Here is a 25,615-nt window from a genome sequence, read left to right on the forward strand (position 1 = left end):
CCCGATTTCCATCGGATCGAATCTGCTCTGCGGGCGGTTGAAAGCCCGTCCGTCGCCGGGCGCACCGTTCCGCATCGGAAGATGTGGATCTGGTTTGCCCCTCGGAGCCAGGCTGCTCGCAGTGTCTGCGGCGCGGCCCCGTCGACGGGTTCGTAAACGTACTGGAGCGGGGCGCTCGATTGCAAATCGAGGGCCCCGCTCCGGTTCCCGGCTGCTGAGGGGTCGTCAGACCTCGACGACCACGGGCAGGATCATGGGCCTGCGGCGGTAGTTGTCCGACACCCACTTGCCCAGCGTGCGGCGCACGAGCTGCTGGAGCTGGTGCACCTGGGTCACGCCATCCTGTGCAGAGCGGTTGAGGGCTTCCTCCAGCTTCGGGATGACAGCGGTGAAGTCCGCGTCGTCGATGCCGGATCCCCTGCTCTGGACGTGCGGACCTGCAGTGATCTTCCCGGTCGAGCTGTCGACCACCACGAAGATCGAGATGATCCCCTCGTCGCCCAGGATGCGACGGTCCTTCAGGGCGGTCTCGGTGACGTCACCGACCGAGAGGCCGTCCACGTACACATAGCCGGCCTGGACCTTGCCGACGATCTTTGCCTTGCCCTCGACGAGGTCGACCACCACGCCGTCCTCGGCGATGACCACCTGATCGTGCGGTACACCCGTCAACGCGCCCAGCTCGGCGTTGGCGCGCAGGTGGCGCCATTCACCGTGCACCGGCATGAGGTTGCTCGGCTGGCAGATGTTGTAGAAGTACAGCAGTTCGCCCGCCGAGGCGTGGCCGGAGACGTGCACCTTGGCATTGCCCTTGTGCACCACGTGTGCGCCCCAGCGCGTCAGTCCGTTGATCACGCGGTACACCGCGTTCTCGTTGCCCGGGATCAGCGAGGAGGCCAGGATCACCGTGTCGCCGGGGACGATCCGGATCTGATGGTCCCTGTTGGCCATCCGCGAGAGCGCGGCCATCGGCTCGCCCTGGGAACCGGTGCAGACCAGAACGACTTCGTGGTCGGGGAGGTCGTCCAGCGTCTTGACGTCCACCACCAGGCCGCCGGGCACCTTCAGATAGCCGAGGTCACGGGCGATGCCCATGTTCCGGACCATCGACCGGCCGACGAAGGCCACGCGGCGGCCGTACTCGTGGGCGGCGTCCAGGATCTGCTGGATGCGGTGGATGTGGCTGGCGAAGCTCGCCACGATGACGCGCTTCTGGGCGTCGGCGAACACCTGGCGCAGCACCTGGGAGATCTCCCGCTCAGGCGCGACGAAGCCGGGGACCTCCGCGTTGGTGGAGTCCGACAGGAGCAGGTCGATGCCCTCCTCGCCCAGGCGGGCGAAGGTGCGCAGGTCGGTGAGCCGCCCGTCGAGCGGCAGCTGGTCCATCTTGAAATCGCCGGTGTGGACGACGAGACCGGCGGGAGTGCGCACGGCCACGGCGAGTGCGTCGGGGATGGAGTGGTTGACCGCGACGAACTCGCAGTCGAAGGGGCCGATCCGCTCGCGGTGCCCCTCCTCGACTTCCAGCGTGTACGGCCGGATGCGGTGCTCCTGGAGCTTCGCCTCGATGAGGGCGAGCGTCAGCTTGGAGCCGATCAGCGGGATGTCCGCCTTCTCCCGGAGGAGATAGGGGACGGCTCCGATGTGGTCCTCGTGGCCGTGTGTGAGGACGATGCCCTCGATGTCGTCGAGGCGGTCCCGCAGAGTGGTGAAGTCGGGCAGGATCAGATCGATGCCGGGCTGCTCCTCCTCGGGGAAGAGAACGCCGCAGTCGATGATCAGCAGACGGCCGTCGAACTCGAAGACGGTCATGTTTCGGCCGATCTCGCCCAGGCCGCCGAGCGGTGTGACGCGCAGACCGCCCTCGGGCAGCTTGGGCGGCGGGCCGAGTTCGGGGTGTGGGTGACTCAAAAGACTCTCCTCACCGCACACGCCACGCACCCGTCCAAGGGGCCGTGGCGCGTGCGATCTTTGTGCGCTTGCAGTTGTGGGTCGTTCGCTATGCAGTTGTGGAGTCTGCGGGTGACAGGCGTACGCCACCGGCGGTCAGGTCGCGACGGAGCTGCTCAGCTTCCTCGTCGGTGAGCTCGACCAGGGGGAGGCGCAGCGGTCCGCCGGGCAGGCCCTGGCTCATCAGCACCGCCTTGGTCGTGATCACGCCCTGAGTGCGGAACATGCCGGTGAAGACCGGCAGCAGCTGCTGGTGGATCTCCGTCGCCTTGGTGACGTCACCGCTCAGGTGGGCTTCGAGCATGGCACGCAGCTCGGGCGTGACGACGTGGCCGACCACCGAGACGAACCCGACGGCGCCGACGGAGAGCAGTGGGAGGTTGAGCATGTCGTCGCCGGAGTACCAGGCGAGGCCGCTCGTGGCGATGGCCCAACTCGCCCTGCCCAGGTCGCCCTTGGCGTCCTTGTTCGCCACGATGCGCGGGTGCTCGGCCAACCGCACGAGCGTCTCGGTGTTGATCGGCACACCGGAGCGACCAGGGATGTCGTAGAGCATCACCGGCAGCTCGGTGGCGTCGGCGATCGCGGTGAAGTGCCGGTGCAGGCCCTCCTGCGGAGGCTTGTTGTAGTACGGCGTCACGGCCAGCAGTCCGTGCGCACCCGCGGCCTCGGCGGCGCGGGCGAGCTCCAGGCTGTGCCGGGTGTCGTTGGACCCGGCGCCCGCGACGACGTGGGCACGGTCACCGACCGCCTCCACCACGGCGCGCACGAGCGCGGCTTTCTCCGCATCCGTGGTGGTCGGAGACTCGCCGGTGGTGCCGTTGACGATCAGGCCGTCATTGCCGGCGTCCACCAGGTGGGCAGCGATACGCTGCGCGCCGTCGAGGTCGAGTTCGCCGTCGGCGGCGAACGGGGTGACCATCGCGGTCAGAACCCGCCCGAAGGGCGTCTGCGGTGTGGAGGTCGGAGCCATGGATCCCACGCTACTCGCAGCAGGCTGTTCGGCGCTCCCTCGGGGGAGGTCATGAGGGAGCCCGGTACTGCCTGCTCGGGGGTTCAGGCAGTACCGGGTCCGGACTTCAGCCTAGATGAAAATGGAGAAAAGCCGCAATTCGGACACCGCGATCCGTGCACTCGCCGCCCGCTGCCGGGTAGGGCGCGCTACGGAGCGACGCGACCGTTGGTGTTGAACGCCTCGTGGGTCAGCGGCATGAGCTTGGTCCACTGCTCCTCCATGAGCTCGGCGACCATCTCGATCTCGCGCTGCGGGAAGGACGGCACCTTCGCCTGCTCGTGCTTGGTGCGCAGACCGAGGAAGTGCATCAGCGAGCGGGCGTTGCAGGTGGCGTACATGGAGGAGTACAGACCGACGGGCAGCGTCGCACGGGCGACCTCGCGCGCCACCCCGGCGGCCAGCATCTCCTGGTACGCCTCGTAGGACCGGCGGTAGGAGTCCGCCATGCTGCGCCCGACCAGCTCCAGCTGCTCCGGAGTGCCCTCGACAAACTCGTACTTGCCCGGACGGCCCTGCTGCACCAGCTTCCGGGCGGCGTCCGGAATGTAGAAGACCGGTTCCAACTGCCGGTAGCGCCCGCTCTCCTCGTTGTAGCTCCAGCCGACGCGGTGGCGGTGGAACTCGCGGAAGACGAACAGCGGGGCGCTGATGAAGAAGGTCATGGAGTTGTGCTCGAAGGGGCTGCCGTGGCGGTCCCGCATCAGGTAGTTGATCAGGCCCTTGGAGCGCGCGGGGTCCTTGTCCAGCTCCTCCAGGGACTGCTCCCCCGCCGTGGAGACCCGGGCCGCCCAGAGCACGTCCGTGTCGGTGGCGGTGTGCTTGACCAGCTCGACGGTCATGTCACTGCGGAAGCGTGGAGTGTCGGCGTCGGTCACCGGTGGGGTCCTTCCCAGGTGGAGCGGTGCGTGCGGCGTACAGCCTACGGCCGGGAGGTGACAGCCCCGGCCCGCCTCCCGCTCGATCGGGTGACACGAAACGGGCGGTGTGACCAGAACGTTGCCGGAAACGGGCAACGAACGGGATCGCTCGCTCGTCTGAACCCATAGCACAGGAAGTTGTGGTTGGGGAGAGGTAAGAGATGTTCAGGCGTTCCGAGAGGGTTCCGTTCTCCTTCGTCGCCGAGGGCGAGCAGTTCCGGGACAACGTCGCGCCGCCGCCCAGGGAGCGCGCCTCGCTGGGTCAGGTGGCCGGGCGGACACTGACCGGACTCGTCGTGGTCGCCGGGCTGGTCGGCTCGCTCCTGCTCGGGATGCCCGCGCTCGACGCGGAGCAGCAGCGCGAGCGCATCCAGGAACAGGAGCAGGCGGGGCACGAGCGCTGAGCGCCGTCCGTGGGCGCGGACGGGCAGTTCGTCGGGTACGGCGGGCGGCCGGTGGGAGGCAGACGCGCGGAGGTGTCGTGATCGGGCGTACCCGGTCAAGTCGCGCTTCGTCCGTGGGCGTTGAGGTGGCACGGTGGTGCGGGCTTCGGCCCGACCGCCTGGAGAGTCGGCGAGCGGACCGCTAGCCTCACCCGTCACAGGCTTCGGCCTGCCACGAGATCGCGACCGTGAACGAGGATCCGCCGTGCCCATGCCCTTCCTGACGGCCGACCGTGAGCTGCACTCGCCGTCCGAGCCCGCCGACATCCCCCTGCCGTACGAGGACCGGGGGCGCTGGCGTCGTCCCTACCGCCCCGGGCCGTGGCGGGTGGCGCGCTCCGCGGTGCTGCTGCTTCTGGCAGCGTTCCTGCTGATGACCGCGGTGCTGAGCACCCTTGCCGGCAGTCTGCCCGCGGCCGGGCTGAGCCTGGCGCTCGGAGTCCTGGTGATCGGTTGCTCATTGCGGATGCTGCGCGTGGGGATCTGGGTGAGTTCCCAGGGGATCCGTCAGGTCGGCCTCTTCTGGACCACGACGCTCGACTGGACCCGTGTTGCCGCGGTGCGCACCGTGCAGCAGCCGGTGCGCTGGCTCGGGTTGCCGCGCACGGTGCAGGGCCAGGCTCTGGTGGTGCACCGCCGCGACGGCGACCCGCTGCGGGTGTTGCTCTCCGACCACAGCGCGGACTTCCTGGGGAAGCCCGCGGCATTCGACCGGGCCGCTGACGTACTGGAGAGCTGGGCGGAGGACTACCGGGCCGAGTCCGTCTGAGCAGCCCCGCGCGCGAACCCCGTACGCCCGCCTCCCGGGGGCGGCCGGCGCCGTTCGGGGAGCCGGGCGTACGGGCGCGTTGGGTCAGGGTCGGCGGTGCAGGGTGATGGCGTGCTGCATCGCCTTGCGGGCGCGCGGGGTGTCGCCGGCGTCGTGGTACGCCACCGCGAGCCGGAACCAGCTGCGCCAGTCATCCGGCTGTTCCTCGGTCTCCGCCTGGCGGCGGGTGAAGACCGCGTCGGCCGAGGCGCGGTCGATACGGCCGCTGGGTGTGCGCTCGAGTTCGTCGACAGGCAGACCGCCCTCCTCCTCCAGCTGCTTGGACAGCTGCCCCGCCCGCTGGGCGAAGAGGGTGCTGTGCCAGAGGAACCAGAGCCCGATCAGCGGCAGCACCAGCACCGCGACGCCGAAGGCGACGGTCGCGGCGGTGCCGTGCCGGATGAGGGCCACGCCCCGGCCGCCGACCAGCAGGAAGTACACCAGCAGCAGGGCGGCCAGGACGAAGTAGGTGATCTTCGCTCGCATCGTTGGGCTCAGCCGTCCAGGTCGAGGAAGTGCTCGAGTCCGAAGGTCAGCCCCGGGGACTGGGCGATCCGGCGTACGCCGAGCAGGACTCCGGGCATGAAGGAGCCGCGGTTCATCGAGTCGTGCCTGATCGTGAGGATCTCCCCCTCACCGCCGAAGAGGACCTCCTGGTGCGCGACGAGGCCGCGCAGCCGTACGGCGTGCACGGGTACGCCGTCCACGTCCGCTCCCCTGGCCCCCTCCAGCGCCGTGCTGGTGGCGTCGGGCTGGGGCGGGCAGCCGGCCTCCTCCCGGGCGGCGGCGATCAGCTGCGCGGTACGGGCCGCCGTACCGCTCGGGGCGTCGGCCTTGTTCGGGTGGTGCAGCTCGACGACCTCGACGGATTCGAAGAACCTGGCCGCCTGCTGGGCGAAGCGCATGGTCAGGACGGCGCCGATGCCGAAGTTCGGGGCGATGAGCACGCCCGTGCCCGGCGATCCGGGCAACAGCTCGCGCAGGGTCGCCAGGCGCTCGTCGGTCCAGCCGGTGGTGCCGACCACGCAGTGGATGCCGTTGCGGACGCAGAACTCCACGTTCTCCATCACCGAGTCGGGATGGGTGAGTTCGACGGCGATCTCGGCGCCGGCCCCGGTCAGTGCGTCCAGGCTGTCGCCCCGACCGAGCGCGGCGACCAGCTCCAGGTCCTCCGCGGACTCCACGGCCCGTACGGCTTCGGCGCCCATCCTGCCCCCGGCTCCGATGACGGCGACGCGCGGCTTGCTCATCTCGTGGGTGTTCCTTCGCTGTTCCGGTGGTGCGGGGACGGGAGTGGTCAGGCGACGATCCGGTCGAGCCGTGCGGTCTGCCGGTCCGTCAGCGGGCCGATGACCGAGACCGAGGGGGTGCGCTCCAGGATGTCGGCCGCCACCTCGCGCAGTTCGTCCGGGGTGACCGCCGCGATGCGGCCGAGCATGTCGTCCACCGACAGCTGGTCGCCGAAGCACAGCTCGCCCTTGCCAATGCGGTGCATCAGCGCGCCGGTGTCCTCCAGCCCGAGCACGGTGGAACCGGAGAGCTGCCCCACTGCGCGGCGCAGCTCCTCGCCGGACAGTCCGTTGCCGGCGACCTCGTGAAGCTGTTCCCGGCACAGACGCAGCACGTCGTACACCTGGCCCGGGCGGCAGCCTGCGTAGACGGTGAAGTGGCCGCAGTCGGCGAAGGCGGAGTTGTAGGCGTACACGGCGTAAGCCAGTCCGCGCTTCTCGCGCACTTCCTGGAAGAGCCGTGAACTCATCCCGCCCCCCAGCGCCGCGCTGAGCACCGACAGCGCCCAACGCCGGTCGTCGGTGCGGGAGATGCTCGGCATTCCCATCACGACGTGTGCCTGCTCGGTGCTGCGGCGCACCACCTCGACGCGACCCTGCGCCGGGATGTGCAGGCTGCCGGCGCGCGGCGCCAGCGGTACGGCTTCCGGGTCGGTGGAGGCGCCGGCCCGCGCGAACGCGGCCTGCACCTGCTGCACCACGGTGTCGTGGTCGACGTTGCCGGCGGCGGCCACGACCAGCCTGGTGGGGTCGTAGTGCTCCCGGTGGAACGCGGTGAGCCGGTCGCGGGTGAGCGCGGTCACCGAATCGACGGTGCCGAGCACCGGGCGGCCGAGCGGAGTGTCACCGAAGAGCGTGGCGGCGAAGAGGTCGTGGACGCAGTCGCCGGGGTCGTCCTCGGTCATCGCGATCTCCTCGAGGATGACGCCGCGTTCAGCGTCCAGGTCCTCGGCGCGGATCAGCGAACCGGTGAGCATGTCGCAGACGACGTCGATGGCCAGCGGGAGGTCGGTGTCCAGGACCCGTGCGTAGTAGCAGGTGAACTCCTTGCCGGTGAAGGCGTTCATCTCACCGCCGACGGCGTCGAGGGAGGCGGAGATGTCCAGCGCGCTGCGTCGCTCGGTGCCCTTGAAGAGCAGGTGCTCCAGACAGTGGGTGGCCCCGGCCAGCGCGGGCGTCTCGTCCCTCGAACCGACGTGTGCCCAGATGCCGAAGGTGGCCGATCGGACCGACGGCAGGCTCTCGGTGACCACGCGCAGGCCGCCGGGCAGCACGGTTCTGCGGACGGTGCCGACGCCGTCCCTGCCCTCGACCGGAGTCTGGGCGGAGGGCGTACCGGTGAGCGGCTGACGGGCGACGGCCCGCCCCACCTGTGCGGTGGGACGGGCCGTCGGGAAGGACGGGTGCGTCACTTGGCGGCGTCGTCCTTCGAGTCGTCCGCGGAGTCCTCGGCCTGCTCGCCGTCCTCGTCCTCCAGGACGGGGATCAGCGAGAGCTTGCCGCGCTGGTCGATCTCGGCGATCTCGACCTGGACCTTCTGGCCGACACCGAGGACGTCCTCGACGTTCTCCACGCGCTTGCCGCCGGCGAGCTTGCGGATCTGCGAGATGTGCAGCAGACCGTCCTTGCCGGGAAGCAGCGAGACGAAGGCACCGAAGGTGGTGGTCTTGACGACCGTACCCAGGTAGCGCTCGCCGACCTCGGGCATCGTCGGGTTGGCGATGCCGTTGATCGTGGTGCGGGCGGCCTCGGCGGCCGGGCCGTCGGCGGCACCGATGTAGATGGTGCCGTCGTCCTCGATGGTGATGTCTGCGCCGGTGTCCTCCTGGATCTGGTTGATCATCTTGCCCTTGGGGCCGATGACCTCACCGATCTTGTCCACCGGGATCTTGACGGTGATGATCCGCGGTGCGTTCGGGGACATCTCGTCGGGGACGTCGATGGCCTCGTTCATCACGTCGAGGATGTGCAGCCGGGCGTCGCGCGCCTGCCCGAGGGCGGCGGTGAGCACGGAGGCGGGGATGCCGTCCAGCTTGGTGTCCAGCTGGAGCGCGGTGACGAACTCACGGGTGCCGGCGACCTTGAAGTCCATGTCGCCGAAGGCGTCTTCCGCACCGAGGATGTCGGTGAGGGTGACGTAGTGGGTCTCGCCGTCGATCTCCTGGGAGATCAGGCCCATGGCGATACCGGCGACGGCGGCCTTCAGCGGCACACCGGCGTTCAGCAGCGACATGGTGGAGGCGCAGACCGAGCCCATCGAGGTCGAGCCGTTGGAGCTCAGCGCCTCGGAGACCTGGCGGATCGCGTACGGGAACTCCTCGCGCGTCGGCAGCACCGGCACCAGCGCACGCTCGGCGAGCGCGCCGTGGCCGATCTCGCGGCGCTTCGGGGAGCCGACGCGGCCGGTCTCACCGGTGGAGTACGGCGGGAAGTTGTAGTTGTGCATGTAGCGCTTGCGGGTCACCGGGGAGAGGGTGTCCAGCTGCTGCTCCATGCGCAGCATGTTCAGCGTGGTGACGCCCAGGATCTGGGTCTCGCCGCGCTCGAACAGCGCCGAGCCGTGCACCCGCGGGATGGCCTCGACCTCGGCGGCCAGGGTGCGGATGTCGGTGACACCGCGGCCGTCGATGCGCTTCTTCTCCTTGATGACGCGCTCACGGACCAGCTGCTTGGTGAGCGCGCGGTACGCGGCGGAGATCTCCTTCTCGCGACCCTCGAACTGCGGGAGCAGCTTCTCGGCGGCGAGACCCTTGACGCGGTCCAGCTCGCTCTCGCGCTCCTGCTTGCCTGCGATGGTGAGCGCCTGGGCCAGCTCGTCGCGGACGGCGGCGGACAGCGCCTCCAGGACGTCGTCCTGGTGGTCGAGGAAGATCGGGAACTCGCCGGTGGGCTTGGCGGCCTTGGCGGCGAGGTCCGACTGGGCCTTGCAGAGCGCCTTGATGAAGGGCTTCGCGGCGTCCAGTCCGGCGGCGACGACGTCCTCGGTCGGCGCCTGGGTGCCGCCCTTGACCAGCTCGACGGTCTTCTCGGTGGCCTCGGCCTCGACCATCATGATCGCGACGTCGCCGTCGGGCAGGACACGGCCGGCGACGACCATGTCGAAGACGGCGTCCTCCAGCTCGCTGTGGGTCGGGAAGGCGACCCACTGGCCCTTGATCAGCGCGACACGGGTGCCGCCGATCGGGCCGGAGAAGGGCAGGCCGGCGAGCTGCGTGGAGCAGGAGGCGGCGTTGATGGCGACCACGTCGTAGAGGTGGTCGGGGTTGAGCGCCATGATCGTCTCGACGATCTGGATCTCGTTGCGCAGGCCCTTCTTGAAGGAGGGGCGCAGCGGACGGTCGATCAGGCGGCAGGTGAGGATCGCGTCCTCGGAGGGGCGGCCCTCGCGGCGGAAGAAGGAGCCGGGGATCTTGCCGGCGGAGTACATCCGCTCCTCGACGTCCACCGTGAGCGGGAAGAAGTCGAGCTGGTCCTTGGGGTTCTTGGACGCGGTGGTGGCCGACAGCACCATGGTGTCGTCGTCCAGGTACGCGACGGCGGAGCCGGCGGCCTGCTTGGCCAGGCGGCCCGTCTCGAAGCGGATGGTGCGGGTGCCGAAGGAACCGTTGTCGATAACGGCCTCGGCGTAGTGGGTTTCGTTCTCCACTAGGTGTTTCTCCTCGTCTGTGTCCGCGACGCGTGTCGCCGCGGACTCCTCAGCGGTGGAGCGCCCCCGGTGCGGGCCGGTCTTCGATCGAAGCACCCGGACGCGGTGTGCGTGTCCGAGCGCCACTACCGAGGACCGGCGTCGAGGGGGTGCGCTCCGCCTCGTGGTGCAGGCCGGGACTCGATGTGTCCGGTCTGCCGTCAGTGGTGGTGTTGTGCTTGCCGTGCTCGTCGGTCCGTCGGGCCCGTGTGCGGCGCGTGCGCCTGCGTCGGGCCGAGGCCGTACCTCGTGACGAGCTGGAACCAGCCTACAAAGGTTCCGCTCCCGGGGCGGCGCGGCCCGTCGGGATGAGCGAGGTACGACGAAGGGAGCGGTCCCCGGTCGGGAACCGCTCCCTGCATGTCATTCAGCGGGCGCCGGCCGCACCGCGGCGGATGCCGAGGCGCTCGACCAGGGCACGGAAGCGCTGGATGTCCTTCTTCGCCAGGTACTGCAGCAGGCGGCGGCGCTGGCCGACGAGCAGCAGCAGACCACGGCGGGAGTGGTGGTCGTGCTTGTGGGTCTTCAGGTGCCCGGTCAGGTCGGTGATCCGCTGGGTGAGCAGGGCAACCTGGACCTCGGGGGAGCCGGTGTCACCCTCCTTGGTGGCGAAGTCCGAAATGATCTTGGTCTTGGTGGCAGCATCGAGAGACGACACGCGTACTCCTTGGTGAGTCGTTTGCCCTGGTGGGGCAGCCTTCGAGTGCCCCTGGTCTCGTTCACAGGGGAGCTTCCGTAACTCGGGAGGCGGGCGCGCTGGGCGCTTCCACCGGATCTCCGCGCTTCGGCGGGTCCGGGGTGCGTACACAAACGGCCGCCCTCAGGGTACACGAGGCCGGAGGGCGGCCGTTCGGGGGTCTCGGGCGGGCGGGAGCCGGGCCCGGCGGGGTCAACTCGTCATCGACCTGGCCGCCGCGTACACCTCGAGCACTGCGAGGGCGAGCGGCAGGAGCGAGAGCAGCACCAGCCCCTCGAACATGTCCAACAGCCTTCCCCAGAACGGCGATACGCCCTTGGTCGGCACGATCAGACCGACACCGACGATGACCGCGGCGCCGATCGCGATACTGCTGGCGAACCAGACGGTGTGGACGTTGAGCGGGCCGCTGTCGCCGTCCCGGTAGAGCGACTGGAGCGCCTCGACGGGCGGGTCGAGCGTCATGCCCAGGAGCAGCAGCAGGATGGTCACCAGGCCGCCGATCATCAGGCAGGCGACCTGGGAGGTGTAGTCGAAGAGTCGGGCGCGCAGTATCAGCGCCAGACCGCAGGAGAGCGCCAGCAGCTGGGCCCAGGTGTTGTCGGTGAAGCCGAGGATGACGCCGGCGGCGATCGCGACCAGCGCGGAGGAGCCGGCGACCAGGCCGAGGAGCAGCTCGTGGCCACGGCGGGCCTGGGCGCCGATGCGCAGGAAGTCGACGGCCTCGTCGTGGTTCTGGTTCTTGCTGTCGTACTCGCGGCCCTGGGCGATCTGGTCGGGCGAGCGGTAGCCGATCGGCAGGCGTGCGAAGCGGGCGGAGAGGCCGGGGAGCCAGGCCACCAGGGCGATGCCCACGACGGCGGTGACGGCGGCGACCTCGCGCGGCGGCGCGTCGGTCAGGATGCCGACGAAGGTGGCCACGGTGCCGGCCGCGGCGAGGAACGCGGCGGCGACGAACGGGGAGTCGCCGTGCGGCAGCAGCGCGACCAGGAGCACCGAGGCGATCAGTACGACGACGCAGCCGACCAGCAGGTGGAGCCGGCCGGGGCCCTCCCCGCCGTCCAGGCCGAAGACGCCGGAGCCCGCGAGCATCAGATGCGGGAGGGAGGCGAGGCCGAGGGCGATGGAGGAGCCGCGGTCGTCGTAGACCCGGGCTCGTACACCGGAGAGCGCGACGAGCGCGACACCGGTCACGCCGGCGATGATGCCTGCCAGGCTGTGCATGTCGCGCTCGAGCGGGTTGGAGAACCACAGGACGAACGCCATCATGCTGAGCAGGAGCACACCGGCGGTGAGCCCCGCGAGGTTCATCAGGTCGTCGCTCCAGCGCCGGCGGTCGCGGCGGACGGTGGAGGCGACTGCGTCGGAGACATCGTCGAAGACCGCGGGCGGCAGCGATTCCGCGAAAGGCCGCAGCAGCAGTACATCTCCGTCGAGAATGCGCTGTTCCGCGAGGGAGCGTCCGGCGTCCAGCACGGTGCCGTCACGACGAACGAGGTGATATCCGGTCGGACTTCCCTCATTCTGTGACTGTCCGGAAAGCTGGAGGATCTCCGGATAGATATCGACAAGCGGCACGTCCTCGGGCAGCGCCACGTCTATCCGTGCGTCCGGCGCGGCAACGGTGACCCGGCAGAAGCCGGTACCTGCGGTCGTACTCACCTGGCGGTGCCCCCTCGGCCTGAAGTTTGGGTGTCGTCCGAACGCCTGCAGGGATGTGCGGCGGCGGAGCGTCAGCGTACCGTCGGACAGGGCAACGGCCCCACCCACCCCGGGTGTTGTTGCATGTCAGTAGGATCACGGGCAGGGCCAACTTCGATCGACGCGTGTCTGTCGGTACCAGTGCGGTGTATGTGACACGTGGGTGGTGGCAGTGGGTCGGGGGGATCGCTACACACGGGAGCGGTCCGACACTTGCGAGAAGCTGAAGGACTGGTGCGCCGGTGAGCGTGATTGTCGTCAAGCGCCCTCCTCGGGCCCTTCCGCCCGAAATACCCGATGAGGAGGTCACGCTCGAACCTCCGCCGGAGATTCCGCGCGAGACCGACAACAACATGCTGATGAACCTCCTTCCCATGCTGGGAATGGGCAGTTCGGCCGCGTTCTTCTTCATGCCGGGTATGGGCAACCCGTTTATGAAGGTCATGGGCGTGATCATGATGGCGTCCACGCTGGCGATGGTGGTCGCGCAGATCGTCAAGGCCCGGCAGGGACCGTCCGGTCAGATGACGCAGGACCGCCAGGACTATCTGAAGTACCTGTCCCAGAAGCGGCGCGATATCCGCCGGACCGCGCACCGGCAGCGGGACAACCAGCTCTTCCTCCACCCCGCGCCCGACCAGCTGTGGTCGATCGTCGCCGAGGGCCGGCGGGTGTGGGAACGCCGCGCCTCGGACGCCGACTTCGCCCAGATCCGGGTGGGGCTCGGACCGCAGCAGCTGGCCACCCCGCTCAAGGCCCCGGAGACCGCGCCGCTGGACGAGTTGGAGCCGCTGACCGCACACGCGATGAAACAGTTCCTCGCGGTGCACGGCACTCTCGACGGCCTGCCGCTCGCCGTCTCGCTGCGCGCCTTCTACCACATCACCGTCTCCGGCGAGCCCGACACCGTGTACGCGACCTCGCGGGCGATCGTCGCGCAGCTGTGCACGCTCCAGTCGCCGGAGGACCTGACCGTCGCGGTGGTCGCCGCACCCGGTGCGCTGGCCGAGTGGGAGTGGGCCAAGTGGCTCCCGCACACGCAGCATTCGGCGCTGGACGGCGCCGGCACCAGCCGGCTGATCACCGACGATCTCGGCGAGATCGAGGAGCTGCTCGGCGACGCGCTGGACGGCCGTACGCGCTTCAACCCCAAGAGCGCCCCTGTCGCCGACACCCAGCACGTGGTGGTCGTCCTGGACGGCGGCAATGTGCCGCTGGACTCGGTGATCGCCGGCTCCGAAGGGCTGCAGGGCGTCACGATCATCGAGGTCGTACCCGGTGAACTCGACGAGCTGCGCAGCTCGTTGGCCGTGATGGTGCGACCGGGACGGCTGGAGCTGGAGTCCTCGGGCGGCGCGGTGTACGAGGGTGTGCCCGACGTGCTCTCCGTCTCGGAAGCCGAGTCCCTGGCGCGGCAGCTGGCCCCGCTGCGGGCGGGCAGCGCCGACGGCGACGAACCGCTGCTGGCCAACCTGGACTTCACCGATCTGATGAACATCGGCGACGCCGGCTCGGTCGACGTCTCCCGCACCTGGCGTCCGCGGACGCTGCACGAGCGGCTGCGAGTGCCGATCGGCGTCGGCCAGGACGGCATGCCGGTCATGCTCGACGTCAAGGAGGCCTCGCAGGAGGGCATGGGCCCGCACGGCCTGTGCGTCGGCGCCACCGGCTCCGGCAAGTCGGAGCTGCTGCGCACGCTCGTGCTCGGCCTCGCGGTGACGCACTCCTCGGAGACGCTGAACTTCATCCTCGCGGACTTCAAGGGCGGCGCGACCTTCACCGGTATGTCGGACATGCCGCACGTCGCGGCCGTCATCACCAACCTCGCCGACGACCTCACCATGGTCGACCGCATGCGCGACGCGATCACCGGTGAACTCCAGCGCCGGCAGGAGCTGCTGCGCTCGGCGGGCAACTACGCCAACATCACCGACTACGAGAAGGCGCGCGCGGCCGGCGCACCGCTGGAGCCGCTCTCCTCGCTGGTGATGGTGCTGGACGAGTTCTCCGAACTGCTCAGCGCCAAGCCGGACTTCATCGAGATGTTCATCCAGATCGGTCGGATCGGCCGCTCCCTGGGCGTACACATGCTGCTGGCCTCGCAGCGCCTGGAAGAGGGCAGGCTGCGCGGTCTGGACACCTACCTCTCGTACCGCATCGGTCTGCGGACCTTCTCCGCGGCCGAGTCGCGGGCGGCGATCGGCGTCCCGGACGCCTACCACCTGCCGAACGTGCCGGGTGCGGGCTACCTGAAGTACGACACCGAGACGATGGTGCAGTTCAAGGCGGCGTACGTCTCCGGCCCCTACCGCGCGGGCAGCGGGGGCGGCGGCGGGGGCGGCAGCCGTACCGACCGGCTGCCGGTGCTCTTCACCGCCTCGCACGTCGAGCGGTACGTCATCGAGGAGCCGGACGAGCCGCAGAACCAACAGCCCGACGAGGACGACGCGTTGGCCGACACGGTGCTGGACGTCATCGTCCAGCGGCTCCAGGGCCAGGGCCCGCCCGCCCACCAGGTGTGGCTGCCCCCGCTGGAGGACTCGCCGTCGCTGGACCGGCTGCTGCCCGCACTCGCGGTCACCCCCGAACGCGGAGTGCACGCCGCCGACTACACCGCCACCGGCAAGCTCGTGGTGCCGGCGGCGATCGTGGACAAGCCGTTCGAGCAGCGCCGCGACGTGATGTACATGAACTTCTCCGGCCAGCTCGGCCACGGCCTGGTGGTCGGCGGTCCGCAGTCCGGCAAGTCGATGATGCTGCGCGGCATCATGGGCGCCTTCGCGCTCACCCACACCCCGTTCGAAGTGCAGTTCTACTGCCTGGACTTCGGCGGCGGCGGCATGCTCGCCTTCGAGGGCCTGCCGCACGTGGGCGGTGTGGCGACCAGGCTCGACGCGGAGAAGGTGCGGCGCACGGTCGCCGAGGTCGTCGGCATCCTCAACGCCCGCGAGGAGTTCTTCCGGGACAACAGCATCGATTCCATGGGCACCTACCGGCAGCGCCGCAACGCCGGCCAGTACCCGGACCAGGCGTGGGGCGACGTCTTCCTGCTCATCGACGGCTGGTCCACCTTCAAGACCGACTACGAGATGATGGACCCGGTCATCCTGGACATCGCCAGTCGCGGTCTGGGCTTCGGCGTCCACCTGGTCGTCACCTCCTCCCGCTACACCGAGGTGCGCCCCGCGCTGCGCGACCAGCTGCTCAACCGCGTCGAGCTGCGGCTCGGCGACCCGATGGAGTCCGAGTTCGACCGCAAGCGAGCGGAGAACGTCCCGACCGGCCAGCCCGGTCGCGGTCTGACCCCCGACAAGCTGCACTTCCTCGGCGCCCTGCCGCGGATGGACGGCTCGGGCAACGCCGAGGACCTCTCGGACGGCATGGCGCACTTCGTCGCGACCGTCTCCGAGCACTGGCAGGCCCGCCCGGCCCCCAAGGTGCGGATGCTGCCGACCATGCTCTCGGTCAACGAGATCCCGGCCGGCGGGGACCAACCGCACCGCGGTGTCGCGCTCGGCGTCGACGAGACGACGCTCTCCCCCGCGTTCATCGACTTCGAGAGCGACCCGCTCTTCGTCATCTTCGGCGAGAGCGAATCGGGCAAGTCCTCCGTGCTGCGGCTGCTCGCCAAGCAGATCGCCGAACGGTACGCGACGGACAAGGCGCTCCTGGTCGTCGCGGACTACCGCCGTGCGCTGCTCGGCGAACTGCCGGACAGCCACGTCTACAAGTACTGCGCGGCCGGACCGCAGCTCCACGAGGTCCTGGAGGGTCTCGCGGGCTCGCTCGGACGCCGGATGCCGGGACCCGACGTGACGCCCGAGCAGCTGCGCAACCGCAGCTGGTACGACCTGCCGGACGCCTTCGTCATCGTGGACGACTACGACCTGGTGGCCAGCGGTCAGAACCCGCTCAACCCGCTGCTGGAGTACCTGCCGTTCGCGCGCGACGTCGGCCTGCGGCTGATCCTGGCGCGCAGCTCGGCGGGTGCGTCGCGTTCGTCCTTCGAACCGGTGATGCAGCGTACGAAGGAGCTGGGCGCGCAGGGCCTGATCCTGTCCGGCGACCCGGCGGAGGGCCCGCTGATGGGCAACTTCAAGGCGACCAGGCTGACACCGGGCCGTGGGCAGTTCGTCACCCGCAAGGGCGGCGGGCAGCTTGTACAGACCGGTTGGCTGCCGCCGCGGAGCTGAGGGGCGTGTGACAGGCGGAGGGCGGGCCCGGTGGAGTCTTCACCGGGCCCGCCCTCCGCCTGTCACACGCCCCTCAGCTCCGCGGCGGCAGCCAACCGGTCTGTACAAGCTGCCCGCCGAATCTCCTCCGCCCGCGCTGCCGTCCCGCCCTTCGCCGGGGACGCGGTCCCCGGAACCTTCGCCCGCGCCGTCGCCGGGGTCGCCGCCCTCGATCGGTTCGGCCCCCGTGCTCTCGCCGAGCATGCCCTCCGAGCGGCGCAGGAAGGCCGGGTCGTACGGCGTGGTGGGCAGCGCGGGCGGAGGAGATTCGGCGGGCAGCCGGATCGACACCTTCGGGGTCCGCGCCCTCCGGGTCCACGTTCCCCGCGTCCGGGCGATCGCGGTCCCCCGCGCCGGTGCCGGGATCGGTGCCGGTGTCCGGGAACAGGTCGCTGTCGATCCGGCTGCCCGCCGAATCTCCTCCGCCCGCGCTGCCGTCCCGCCCTTCGCCGGGGACGCGGTCCCCGGAACCTTCGCCCGCGCCGTCGCCGGGGTCGCCGCCCTCGATCGGTTCGGCCCCCGTGCTCTCGCCGAGCATGCCCTCCGAGCGGCGCAGGAAGGCCGGGTCGTACGGCGTGGTGGGCAGCGCGGGAACGCCCGCACCGGCGCCCCCGCCGCCGGTGCGCTCGAAGACGGTGGCGATGGTGGCGGCCAGCTTGGCGAGGGCGGAGACGACGGATTCGGTGTTCATCGGAGTCGGCAGCACACCGGCCGCCGGGCCGTCCCCGTCACTGCCCCCGGGCCCGGCTCCGGCGCCGACTCCCGGCGCCGGAGCGGCTGTTGAGGGACCCGACGGGCTCTCCGCGGGCGCACCGGTGGAGGAGAGGTCGCTGCCCAGCGCCAGGCTGCCGTGGGTGAGCCCCGCCCCCAACTGCTGGCCGACGGAGCCGTCGAGTGCGCTCGTGGAGTCGCCGCCGGTGCTCGCAGCGCCGTCCGGCTTCCCGTCCGAAGCGCCGTGCGCCTCCGTACGGGAGAGGCTGCTCGCGGACACCGAATCGTCCGAGCCGCCGGCCTCGTTGCCCGCGAGCTGGTCGCCGCCGATGCCGGCGTCGCCCGCCCCGGTGTGGTCGCCGGCGAGCTGTTCGGCGGCGTCCGCCGCCTGTTCGAGGTCGCCCGCGGCCAACTCGAAGGCGGGCACGGCCTCCTGGACCGCGGAGCACAGCAGCGCCCACTGACCGGCGAACCCCTCGGCCCCCGAGCCGCGCCAGTCGCCCGTGAGTACGCCGCCCACCTGCCGGTCGAGCGCCTGCACGGTCTCGTCGACCCTGGCGCCGAGCTCGCGCCAGCCGCGCGCGGCTTCCCGCAGCGCCTGTACAGCTTCGTTCCGGTCGCTCACAGCAGGTCCCTGATGTCGTCGGCGAAGTCGTCCTGGACGGAGGAGGTGTTGCGCACGACCTCCTTGACGCCGCTGGACGCCTCGTCCAGCCGGTCCTGGAGCTTGCCCACCACGGACCCGGCGAGCTCGACGGCCTCGGCCAACTGCTCGTAGGAGACGGAGTCCAACCGCTCCAGCACCTCGCGCACCGGCTCCAGGTCCGTACTGCGGCGGAAGTCCGACACGTAGCTGCCGAGGTCGTAGGCGTGGTGCGCGAGCGAGTTGCCGAGCTGCCCCAGCTCTTCGGTGTTCACATGGAGTCTGTCGGACATCTCTTCTCCCGCATCGGCCGCCGTACAGCTTTCACAGATGTAACACACATCATCCGACAAAGGTCCGCGCAGACCCTGCTCCCTCCGCCTACCCCGGTTCGGGCGGCCCTACGACGGTTGGGAACGTGCCGCACACCACTGCCGGTTGGTGAAGGCTCCCGCCCGACCGTGCCCGGCCCGGCCAACCCTCTGGTGGGCAGCGGCGGCGAGGGCTGAGAATATGAGGAAGCGGCCGGGAGCACGGGCCGCGGCAACGACGCGAGGGAGGGGAGCCCGGTGAAGGACGAGCGGGACATTCAGGAAGAGAACCTCATGGAGGATCTCGAGGACCCGATGCAGGCCCGCGACGTGCGCAGGTCGCTGGAGCAGCTGCGCACCATTCCCGGCGTCGACCCGCGCCTCCAGGAGATGGCACGCGAACTGCTCTCCGGCCGCACGGGGCTCAAGGACATCATCGAGAACCCGCGCTACCTCGCCGCACTCGGCGACAACATGCGCGAACTCCAGGAGCGGGACGACCGGATGACCCCCGAGGAGCGCGAACGTTCCAAGGAGCAGGCCGCCGAGTTCTTCCGGCAGCAGGAGGAGGACACGGCCCGCGAGGACGCCGAGCGCGAGCAGGCGGCTCGGGAGGCCAGGGAGAACGGCCCGAAACCGCGCCACCGCGGCGGTCAGTGAACAGCGGCTCCTGTGTGACGACCCTGTCCCACACGGGAGTTGGCCGATGACGCCTTTCGCCGACTGTGCGACGGTGGACGGGCGAGCAGCACCAGTGGCAGCGCGCGGCGTCCGGTGACAGCGCGCGGGAGAATCGGGGGTGGCCATGTCGAACGAGAGCCTGCAGTCCAAGCCGGCGGTCCTTCAGACCGAGGGCAAGAACATGCAACAGGTCAGCACGGACTTCAACACCGCGCTGACGACACTCAAGAACACCTTGACCGGCATCGAGACGGGCGACCGCCCGCCCTGGGGCGGCGACGACATCGGCAGCAGCTTCGGCGCCCTGTACGAGGGGTTCCGGGACGGCATGTACGAGTCGATGGGGCACCTGGTCGGCCGGGTGGACGACATCGGCAAGGGCATGACCGGGATGGGCGACAACCACGAGGTCAACGAGGACTTCAACGACTCGCTCGTCAAGGCGGAGGAGGCCCGCGCCGAGAAGCTGGGCATCGGCAAGATCCCCCACCTCGGCGGCGGCTGACCCCGGCCGGCGGTTCCGGCGGGCGGTCGGCGCCGCGGGCGGTGGGCGGCGGTGCGGCGGGCAGTGACGCGTGGCGGGCGGCGGTGCGGCGGGTGTGACGCGCGGCGGGGCCCGGCGGAGGCTGACCCCCCGACGGCGGGCGCGACGGCGCACGGCTGCGCGTGCGGGTGTACGCGTGTGGGGCGGGGTTGGGCAGCGTGGGAGACGCAGTCGGCCGCTTGAGAGCCGCAGTTGTGCGAGTGAGGAGCGGCGGTTCTTCGCCCGAGAGCCGCGGTTGTCCGCGTGAGAACCGCAGTTGCTCGCCCGAGGGGCCGCCGCTTGTCCGGTTGAGGGGCTGAGGGCCCCGAGCGATGCGGCGAGCCAGGTATGCGGGAGCCTCTGAACCGACGGGCATTCGCCTTCCCGCGCTCGGTGTCCGGTCCGGACGCCGAGCGGCCGCGTGCGGGCGGTGTTGCGCACACCGGTCGCCGCTCCTGCGACGGCTTCCGTTGCGACGGCTGCTGTTGCGACGGCTGCGGTGGGAGGGAGCTGCGGTGGCCTGGGGGCTACGGCGACCGCAGCTCCCGCCCGCTGTGGCGACCGCAGCCCCTCTGCTGCGGTGAAGGGGCGTGCGACGGCGGCCTCGTACGGCGCACCCGTCCGGCCGCGCAAGGCGGCGTACAGCTGCGGAGAACTCGGGCAGATAGCTCGGCAACTGCACCGACCGCGTACGGCGGACGCGATGACGGGGTGTCAATTGCATCCACGGAGCGGGGAGTTGATCACAACCCGCGACGAACGGCCGTGCGTCCGCACCGGGTTCGTCAGCGCTCGACCCCGCCGTACCCGGCCCACTCGTCCCCACCAGTGGGCTCGCACATACGATTTCCCACGTACGGTTTGACGTTCGCGTACGGCACGAACGGTCGACAGCGCCCCGGAGCCACGCTCCGCCGTCGGCGTCGACGCGACAGCGGAGGACGGGGAGACCATGACCGGCTCGTCGCAGCCCCACCGGCCCCACCCCTACATCGGTGGGCGCAACGCCGTGCTGCGCACCCTCGCCGCCTGGCAGATGGACTGGCCGGGCGCGCCCCGCGTCGTCGTCCTCACTGGCAGCCCCGGCACCGGCCGCACCCGTATCCTCGAGGGCTTTCTGATGTTCGGCGACCCCGAGCAACGGGCCCGGCTCGACCCGGACTCGCTCGACCCCGCGACCGTGCCGCCCGACCTTCCCCCGCCGACAGTCCTCTCCCCCGCCGGACGCACCACCGGCCAGCTCCTCGCCGACCTTGCGGGAGTGCTCAGTCTGCCCTCCGCCGAGCCGGACCGCGTCTTCGCCGAACTCGCCGCGCGTACGGAGCCGTTGGCGCTCGTCGTACCGGAGGTCGACCGTGCGGGCCCGGTCGCGGCGGCGGAGGAACCCGTACGGCTGGTGCGAGAGCTGCTGAAACCGCTGGCCGCGCTGCCGACCGTACGACTGGTGGCAGCGGTGCCGCGCGCCCTCGCGACGGAGCTGAAGCGCGAACCGACGCCGGGCACCGCCCTGTTGATCGACCTGGACGAGAAACGCTGGTCCGACCTGGAGGGCCTGGTCAACCAGGCCGCGAGCCACCTGGACACGGCCGCCGCCGCGGCGGGTGGCGCGGCGGGTGGCACGGCGGGTGGCACGGGGGCGACGGGCATTGCAGGCACCATGAGCGGGGCGGTCCACCCGCTGCTCGGCCCTGGGGCCACGCACCGCCGCAAGCTCGCGGAGGCGTACGTCGCCCGCCTCGACCCAGGCGCGGAGAGCCGGCTGACCGTGCGCCTTGCGCTCAGCTCCGCGCTGACCCAGGCCGATTGGTTCCTCGCCCATCGCGGAAACGTCGTCCGGGCGGAACCAGCACCCGATGCCTCGGCGGGGACCCCGGCCGATCCCGTCACCGCGCTCGCAGAAACGCTGCCGACCGACCTCTCCGCCGTACTCGACCTTCACGCCACTCGCGCGGGCGTCGCGCCGGCCACCCTGCGCGCCGTACTCACACCGCTTGCCCTGGCCGAACACCAGGGGCTGCCGGCCGAGCTGCACGGCCCGCTCGCGAGCGCCGTCGCAGGACGCGACATGAACACCACGGTGGCCGAACTCGCCGCGCTCACCGAGCCGTTCGTCGAACGCGTGGAGGGTCACGACGGCGACCGGACGCGGACGCTGCTGCGCCTGGTCCACCCGGCCCTCGCCGACACCGTCCGCGCCGGTCTCCAGGACGTGGGCACCGCACAGACCCGGACAGCGATGGCACTCCTGGAGGAGGTGCCGGAACAGGACTGGTCGAAGGCCGACCCGTACGTGCGCGACCACATCGCCTCCCACACCCTGGCCGCCGGTCTGCTCCCCCAACTCCTCACCGACCCGGGCCTGTTCACCTACGCGGACCCGGTGTGTCTGCACGCCGCGGTCGCCTCCGTACCCGCCGACTCCCTCGGCGCGGCAGCCCGTACGTACCTCCGCACCGCCCCCGCACTCATCGACGGCGACGTCCCGCCGACGCGTCGCGCGGAGCTTCTGGAAGCGGCGTTCACGGAAGACGGCCTCACCGAACACGCCACCGCACTGCGCCAACTCGCCACCCAGAACGACTAGCCACGGGCACGGGACCGCCTCGGACGTCTCGGGCGTCGGGGTCACAGAGCTGGGGCTGGGGGCTCGAGTCGTGCCCGGAGAAGGTTGCTGTCCAGACCTCGGCGACCTCGACCGCGTCCGGTTCACAGGGCGGGTCGCAGCCAAGGCAGTACGGCGCCGTCATCACTGCGCCTGCCCCGCCCGTTCGGCGAACTCGACCCACGGGCCGAGGAGAAGGCCGGCAGCGGTCCCGACCGTTGCGACGTACGGGATCACTCGTACCGCAGCGGGAGACGTTCGTCTCGGAAGGGACGCCCTGACAGCTGAACAGCAACCCGTACACGCAGTGGTGCCCCGAAGCCGTGTGACTTCGGGGCACCACTGCGTGTACGTCAGTGTCCTCGCGGGCCGCCCGGCGACGGGCCCTGCGGATGATGGCCGGGCAGCCCGGGCGGATGGTGACTGGGCAGGCTCTGGGGGTAGTTGGCCGGCATGGGCGGCTGCCCCTGATGCGGGAACGGCCCCGGCGGGCCACCCGGCCCGCCCCAGCCCGGCGGCGGAGGCGGATTGTTCCGCCGACGCCTGTTCCGGGACACCAGGGCGAACACGGTGGCCAGGACGGCGATCGCTCCAAAGCCCACGAGACCCAGAATCCCGTGCAGCTTGTAGGGGTTGGTGTCGTCGCCCCCGTTGCGGATCGCGTCCGCAGCCTCTGCCTCACGCTCAGCCCGGCCCCCGGTGTCCCTGGAGCCGGGCTCGCCGGCCCCCTCCGGCGCGGTCAGCGGGCCGTCCTTCGACCCCGCGGGAACATCGCTGGTGAGCGCTCGCAGCGGACGGATCATTCCGTAGCCGTAGTACTCGTTGGGCGCCTTGCCCATCTTCTCCGGCAGCAATGCGGTTTCTGTCAGCCGAGTGACGATCTGGCCTGCAGTGAGATCAGGGAACTTGGCTCTCAGCAACGCGGCGGCACCGGAAACGTAAGCAGTGGCCAGGGAAGTACCGTTCGCCGACTCGTAATCCTTCCTGACCGCCGCGGTGTTGATATCCACTCCCGGCGCGGTCAGAGTCAGCCCGTCGTCGTAATTGGACTCCTCCCATAGATTACCGGCCTCGGTGACAGCACCGACGGAAACAACTCCATCGGAATTCGCCGGATAAGCGATTCCCCGCCCTCCGTCGTTCCCCGCACCGGCGACGACGACCACGTCGTTCTCCCAGGCAAGCTTGATCGCCTTTTCTTCAGCAGATGAAGCGAAGCTTCCGGCGATCGACACGTTGATGATGTCAGCCTTCTGCTCGACCGCGTAGTCAATGGCGGCACCCAGCGTGTGGCCGCTGTACTTGCCGTCAGGACGGTCGGCCTTCACGGGAAGAATCTTGGCCTTCGGCGCCAGGCCGACAATTCCGTCCCGGTTGCCCGGTCCGTGGCCGTGGCCCGCGATGAGCGAGGCGACACCGGTGCCGTGATCCTTGCCATTCACGTTGCCCGGGCCACCGCTGTGAGCGTTCCAGCCAGGCAGCACGTTGTCCCGAAGGTCAGCATGGCTGCCGTCAACACCGCTGTCGATCACGGCAACCGTGACACCTTGCCCCTGGGACTCCTGCCAGACCTTCTCGGCGTCGAATGCTTCCAACGCCCACTGACTGTCGCGGGTGCTGTCTGCCGCGGCCGTCGGCGCGGTTCCCGCCAGCAATGCTCCAGCCAGTGTCACGCTGCCTACGACACGCACTGAGTACACGAGCTTCATCCTCTGACGTTCCCTTCACGAAGGCGCCCGCCTTACCGGTTGGCAGATGACTTCTGGTCACAGCCGCTGACGACACGCCGCCTTACTCGATGACGCGAGGAGCGACGTTCTTCTTCGGTGTCCAGGATTCCTCGTCCTCAACCAGGTAGTCGGGACGGTCACTTCGATTCTTGTCGTTGCTTCCGGCACCGCGTGAGCCAGGGGCGCCCATCATGCCCATACCGCGCCCGGTGCCCTTGCCCGCCTGGGATCCGCCACGGCTGCGATGCAAACCTGAGCCGCCCTGAGCCCCAGCGCCGCCACGACCAGGAGTGCCCACGGCGCCGCCGCTCTTCTTGGCGAGCCCGCCACGCCCAGCCCCGCCCTTGCCTGCCGCACCGCCACCGGCACCACCTCCCATGCCCGGCATGCCTCCCATTCGCCCCGCACCACCAGCACCCGCGCCACCAGCTCCGGATATGCCGCCAGGTAGCCCGCCGACTGCACCTGCTCCACCACCGCTTCCGGCACCTGTACCCGAACCGACGCCGCCGGAGCCGGAGCCGGAGAGGCCACCCAGATTGCCCGCGCCGGAACCGGCGCCCCCCGCGCCCGCACCGATTCCTTCGAGCCCGGTACCGACCTCGCTGCCCGGCTTCGGGCCACCGATCCGGTCCAAATCGCCCGTGCCCGGCTTGAATCCCGGACTCTGACCCTCGTAGCCCGGCACATCGGCCGTCGGCATCTCAGCGCCTGGACCCGCACCCGGACCGCCCCCGCCGGGCTTGAAGGGCGAGATGTCCGGCACGCCACCGGGGCCACCGGGCCCGTTGGGACCTCCAGGCCCTTTCGGCATATCGGGCCCTGTGACTTCCCGCCTTGCGTCGTCGATCTCCTTCGTGGCTGACCGATAGACGGCCGCCAACTGCTCTACATAGTGCGCTGCCTCGAGCTGACGCTCACGGCCGATTGACAGGCTGCCCGCGTTGTTGTTCACCGCCTGCGCGATACTGATAGCGGGGTTGTTCAGATCACGATCCAGGCCGCTGTCGTCCCTGCCTGCGCCTGTGGCGAGGTTGAAACCTGCGATGGCGGGGCTAAGGACTGATGCGGCGCCGACAGGACCAGAGCCCAACATGTCGCTGCCCCGGTCTTTCAGCCGCTCCAATCGGCTCGGCTCCTTCACCGAGTCGACGAAGTCCATCACCTCGTAGAGACGTTGCGCGGTCTGCTCCAGCACACTCCCGACCGCGGAAGGCTTGTACGAAGCCTTGGCGAACTCTTCGCTGATCTTCTGCGCGCGCTTCGCGAACTTCTCAGCAGATTTGCCGTGCCAGGTATCAAGCACCTTCAGGACGGCGTCGTCGAACTTCTTCTTCAACCCGCCGTCGCCGTCTCTGCCCACCAAGTCATCGTGAAGCTCTACCCAGTTCTCCCCCACCGTCCGGACGTGGCCAGGATCCGCTCCCGAGACCATCTCCTTGACTTCGCCGAGCCCCTTGTCGATGAACTGCTGACGGCTGACGAGGTCCGCGCCTGCCTCAGGTCCACCACCCGCCGTGGGTGGCCGGGCGGAGTACTCGCCCGATCCGCCGCCGGCGGGAGGCGGTGGCGGAGGTACATACGGCTGCTGCGAACCGTACGGATTGCCACTCTCACCGCCCTGCCCGACCTCTGCAGGTGTGTACCTCAAGTCGGAATCAGACATCAGCTCTCCCC

19 protein-coding genes are annotated in these 25,615 nt (G+C 70.1%); 6 read left to right on the plus strand and 13 right to left on the minus strand.

Going from position 1 to position 25,615, the window contains the following annotated elements; all coding sequences use genetic code 11:
- Window positions 1-225 precede the first annotated feature (225 nt).
- From JGS22_RS00005 to thyX, 3 genes are all read right to left on the minus strand, one after another.
- Window positions 226-1,911 (minus strand): ribonuclease J, encoded by a 1,686-nt coding sequence (locus tag JGS22_RS00005; protein WP_211042138.1) that lies wholly within the window; start codon window positions 1,909-1,911, stop codon window positions 226-228.
- Between the two features lie 88 nt (window positions 1,912-1,999).
- Entirely contained in the window at window positions 2,000-2,923 is a 924-nt protein-coding gene (dapA, locus tag JGS22_RS00010) for a 4-hydroxy-tetrahydrodipicolinate synthase (RefSeq protein ID WP_211042137.1), read from the minus strand.
- 188 nt (window positions 2,924-3,111) lie between these two features.
- The gene (gene thyX, locus JGS22_RS00015; protein ID WP_211042139.1) at window positions 3,112-3,804 is read right to left on the minus strand and encodes an FAD-dependent thymidylate synthase; all 693 of its coding nucleotides are present in this window, start codon (window positions 3,802-3,804) and stop codon (window positions 3,112-3,114) included.
- 239 nt (window positions 3,805-4,043) lie between these two features.
- Between thyX and JGS22_RS00020 the strand changes: the two genes are divergently transcribed.
- Together JGS22_RS00020 and JGS22_RS00025 are read left to right on the plus strand one after the other, a co-directional pair.
- Window positions 4,044-4,286, plus strand: a complete 243-nt coding sequence (locus JGS22_RS00020; RefSeq protein WP_211042136.1) for a hypothetical protein — start codon at window positions 4,044-4,046, stop codon at window positions 4,284-4,286.
- Between the two features lie 244 nt (window positions 4,287-4,530).
- Window positions 4,531-5,094 (plus strand): SCO5741 family PH domain-containing membrane protein, encoded by a 564-nt coding sequence (locus JGS22_RS00025; RefSeq protein WP_211042135.1) that lies wholly within the window; start codon window positions 4,531-4,533, stop codon window positions 5,092-5,094.
- 84 nt (window positions 5,095-5,178) lie between these two features.
- On the opposite strand, the gene JGS22_RS00030 is transcribed toward JGS22_RS00025, so the two are convergent.
- The 6 genes from JGS22_RS00030 to eccD form a co-directional block, all read right to left on the minus strand.
- Window positions 5,179-5,619 (minus strand): tetratricopeptide repeat protein, encoded by a 441-nt coding sequence (locus tag JGS22_RS00030; RefSeq protein ID WP_211042134.1) that lies wholly within the window; start codon window positions 5,617-5,619, stop codon window positions 5,179-5,181.
- Between the two features lie 8 nt (window positions 5,620-5,627).
- The gene (dapB, locus tag JGS22_RS00035) at window positions 5,628-6,383 is read right to left on the minus strand and encodes a 4-hydroxy-tetrahydrodipicolinate reductase (RefSeq protein WP_211042133.1); all 756 of its coding nucleotides are present in this window, start codon (window positions 6,381-6,383) and stop codon (window positions 5,628-5,630) included.
- 47 nt (window positions 6,384-6,430) lie between these two features.
- On the minus strand, window positions 6,431-7,834 hold the full coding sequence (locus JGS22_RS00040) for a M16 family metallopeptidase (protein WP_211042132.1): 1,404 nt from the start codon (window positions 7,832-7,834) through the stop codon (window positions 6,431-6,433).
- The gene (locus JGS22_RS00045) at window positions 7,831-10,068 is read right to left on the minus strand and encodes a polyribonucleotide nucleotidyltransferase (protein WP_211042131.1); all 2,238 of its coding nucleotides are present in this window, start codon (window positions 10,066-10,068) and stop codon (window positions 7,831-7,833) included. Before JGS22_RS00045 ends, JGS22_RS00040 begins: the two co-directional genes overlap by 4 nt.
- A 406-nt stretch (window positions 10,069-10,474) precedes the next feature.
- Window positions 10,475-10,765 carry a 30S ribosomal protein S15 gene (rpsO, locus tag JGS22_RS00050; RefSeq protein ID WP_211042130.1) on the minus strand — a complete coding sequence of 97 codons (291 nt, stop codon included), beginning with the start codon at window positions 10,763-10,765 and terminating at the stop codon, window positions 10,475-10,477.
- Window positions 10,766-10,996: 231 nt separating this feature from the next.
- Window positions 10,997-12,466 (minus strand): type VII secretion integral membrane protein EccD, encoded by a 1,470-nt coding sequence (eccD, locus tag JGS22_RS00055; RefSeq protein ID WP_216814789.1) that lies wholly within the window; start codon window positions 12,464-12,466, stop codon window positions 10,997-10,999.
- A 281-nt stretch (window positions 12,467-12,747) separates the two neighbouring features.
- On the opposite strand from eccD, the gene eccCa reads away from it, so the two are divergent.
- Complete coding sequence (gene eccCa / locus JGS22_RS00060) at window positions 12,748-16,698, plus strand: type VII secretion protein EccCa (protein WP_211043528.1); 3,951 nt, start codon at window positions 12,748-12,750, stop codon at window positions 16,696-16,698.
- Window positions 16,699-16,771: 73 nt separating this feature from the next.
- Here eccCa and JGS22_RS00065 read toward each other — a convergent pair whose 3' ends face one another.
- Together JGS22_RS00065 and JGS22_RS00070 are read right to left on the minus strand one after the other, a co-directional pair.
- Window positions 16,772-18,073: a WXG100 family type VII secretion target gene (locus JGS22_RS00065; RefSeq protein ID WP_216814790.1), complete on the minus strand. Its 1,302-nt coding sequence runs from the start codon at window positions 18,071-18,073 to the stop codon at window positions 16,772-16,774.
- Window positions 18,070-18,384, minus strand: a complete 315-nt coding sequence (locus tag JGS22_RS00070; RefSeq protein ID WP_211043582.1) for a hypothetical protein — start codon at window positions 18,382-18,384, stop codon at window positions 18,070-18,072. Before JGS22_RS00070 ends, JGS22_RS00065 begins: the two co-directional genes overlap by 4 nt.
- A gap of 276 nt (window positions 18,385-18,660) precedes the next feature.
- Here JGS22_RS00070 and JGS22_RS00075 point away from each other — a divergent pair, with 276 nt between their 5' ends.
- The 3 genes from JGS22_RS00075 (at window position 18,661) to JGS22_RS00085 (ending at window position 22,190) form a co-directional block, all read left to right on the plus strand.
- Window positions 18,661-19,062, plus strand: coding sequence for a hypothetical protein (locus tag JGS22_RS00075; protein ID WP_211043580.1), 402 nt, complete (start codon window positions 18,661-18,663; stop codon window positions 19,060-19,062).
- A gap of 145 nt (window positions 19,063-19,207) precedes the next feature.
- Window positions 19,208-19,588, plus strand: a complete 381-nt coding sequence (locus tag JGS22_RS00080; protein ID WP_211043578.1) for a hypothetical protein — start codon at window positions 19,208-19,210, stop codon at window positions 19,586-19,588.
- Between the two features lie 970 nt (window positions 19,589-20,558).
- Window positions 20,559-22,190: an ATP-binding protein gene (locus JGS22_RS00085; protein ID WP_211042511.1), complete on the plus strand. Its 1,632-nt coding sequence runs from the start codon at window positions 20,559-20,561 to the stop codon at window positions 22,188-22,190.
- 371 nt (window positions 22,191-22,561) lie between these two features.
- On the opposite strand, the gene JGS22_RS00090 is transcribed toward JGS22_RS00085, so the two are convergent.
- Together JGS22_RS00090 and JGS22_RS00095 are read right to left on the minus strand one after the other, a co-directional pair.
- A complete protein-coding gene (locus tag JGS22_RS00090; RefSeq protein ID WP_211042512.1) occupies window positions 22,562-23,917 on the minus strand; it encodes a S8 family serine peptidase in 1,356 nt (451 codons plus the stop codon).
- Window positions 23,918-23,999: 82 nt separating this feature from the next.
- A complete protein-coding gene (locus JGS22_RS00095; protein ID WP_211042513.1) occupies window positions 24,000-25,604 on the minus strand; it encodes a hypothetical protein in 1,605 nt (534 codons plus the stop codon).
- Window positions 25,605-25,615 lie beyond the last annotated feature (11 nt).

Origin of the sequence: Streptomyces tardus (assembly GCF_018101125.2) — a bacterium.
In the GTDB taxonomy this organism is placed as follows: Bacteria; Actinomycetota; Actinomycetes; order Streptomycetales; family Streptomycetaceae; genus Streptomyces; species Streptomyces tardus.

Bases quoted from the DNA above. Each gene is read 5' to 3' on its own strand.
- dapA (WP_211042137.1), bottom strand. From the start codon at position 2,923: ATGGCTCCGACCTCCACACCGCAGACGCCCTTCGGGCGGGTTCTGACC.
- thyX (WP_211042139.1), bottom strand. From the start codon at position 3,804: ATGACCGTCGAGCTGGTCAAGCACACCGCCACCGACACGGACGTGCTC.
- JGS22_RS00020 (WP_211042136.1), top strand. From the start codon at position 4,044: ATGTTCAGGCGTTCCGAGAGGGTTCCGTTCTCCTTCGTCGCCGAGGGC.
- JGS22_RS00030 (WP_211042134.1), bottom strand. From the start codon at position 5,619: ATGCGAGCGAAGATCACCTACTTCGTCCTGGCCGCCCTGCTGCTGGTG.
- dapB (WP_211042133.1), bottom strand. From the start codon at position 6,383: ATGAGCAAGCCGCGCGTCGCCGTCATCGGAGCCGGGGGCAGGATGGGC.
- JGS22_RS00070 (WP_211043582.1), bottom strand. From the start codon at position 18,384: ATGTCCGACAGACTCCATGTGAACACCGAAGAGCTGGGGCAGCTCGGC.
- JGS22_RS00080 (WP_211043578.1), top strand. From the start codon at position 19,208: ATGTCGAACGAGAGCCTGCAGTCCAAGCCGGCGGTCCTTCAGACCGAG.
- JGS22_RS00085 (WP_211042511.1), top strand. From the start codon at position 20,559: ATGACCGGCTCGTCGCAGCCCCACCGGCCCCACCCCTACATCGGTGGG.
- JGS22_RS00090 (WP_211042512.1), bottom strand. From the start codon at position 23,917: ATGAAGCTCGTGTACTCAGTGCGTGTCGTAGGCAGCGTGACACTGGCT.
- JGS22_RS00095 (WP_211042513.1), bottom strand. From the start codon at position 25,604: ATGTCTGATTCCGACTTGAGGTACACACCTGCAGAGGTCGGGCAGGGC.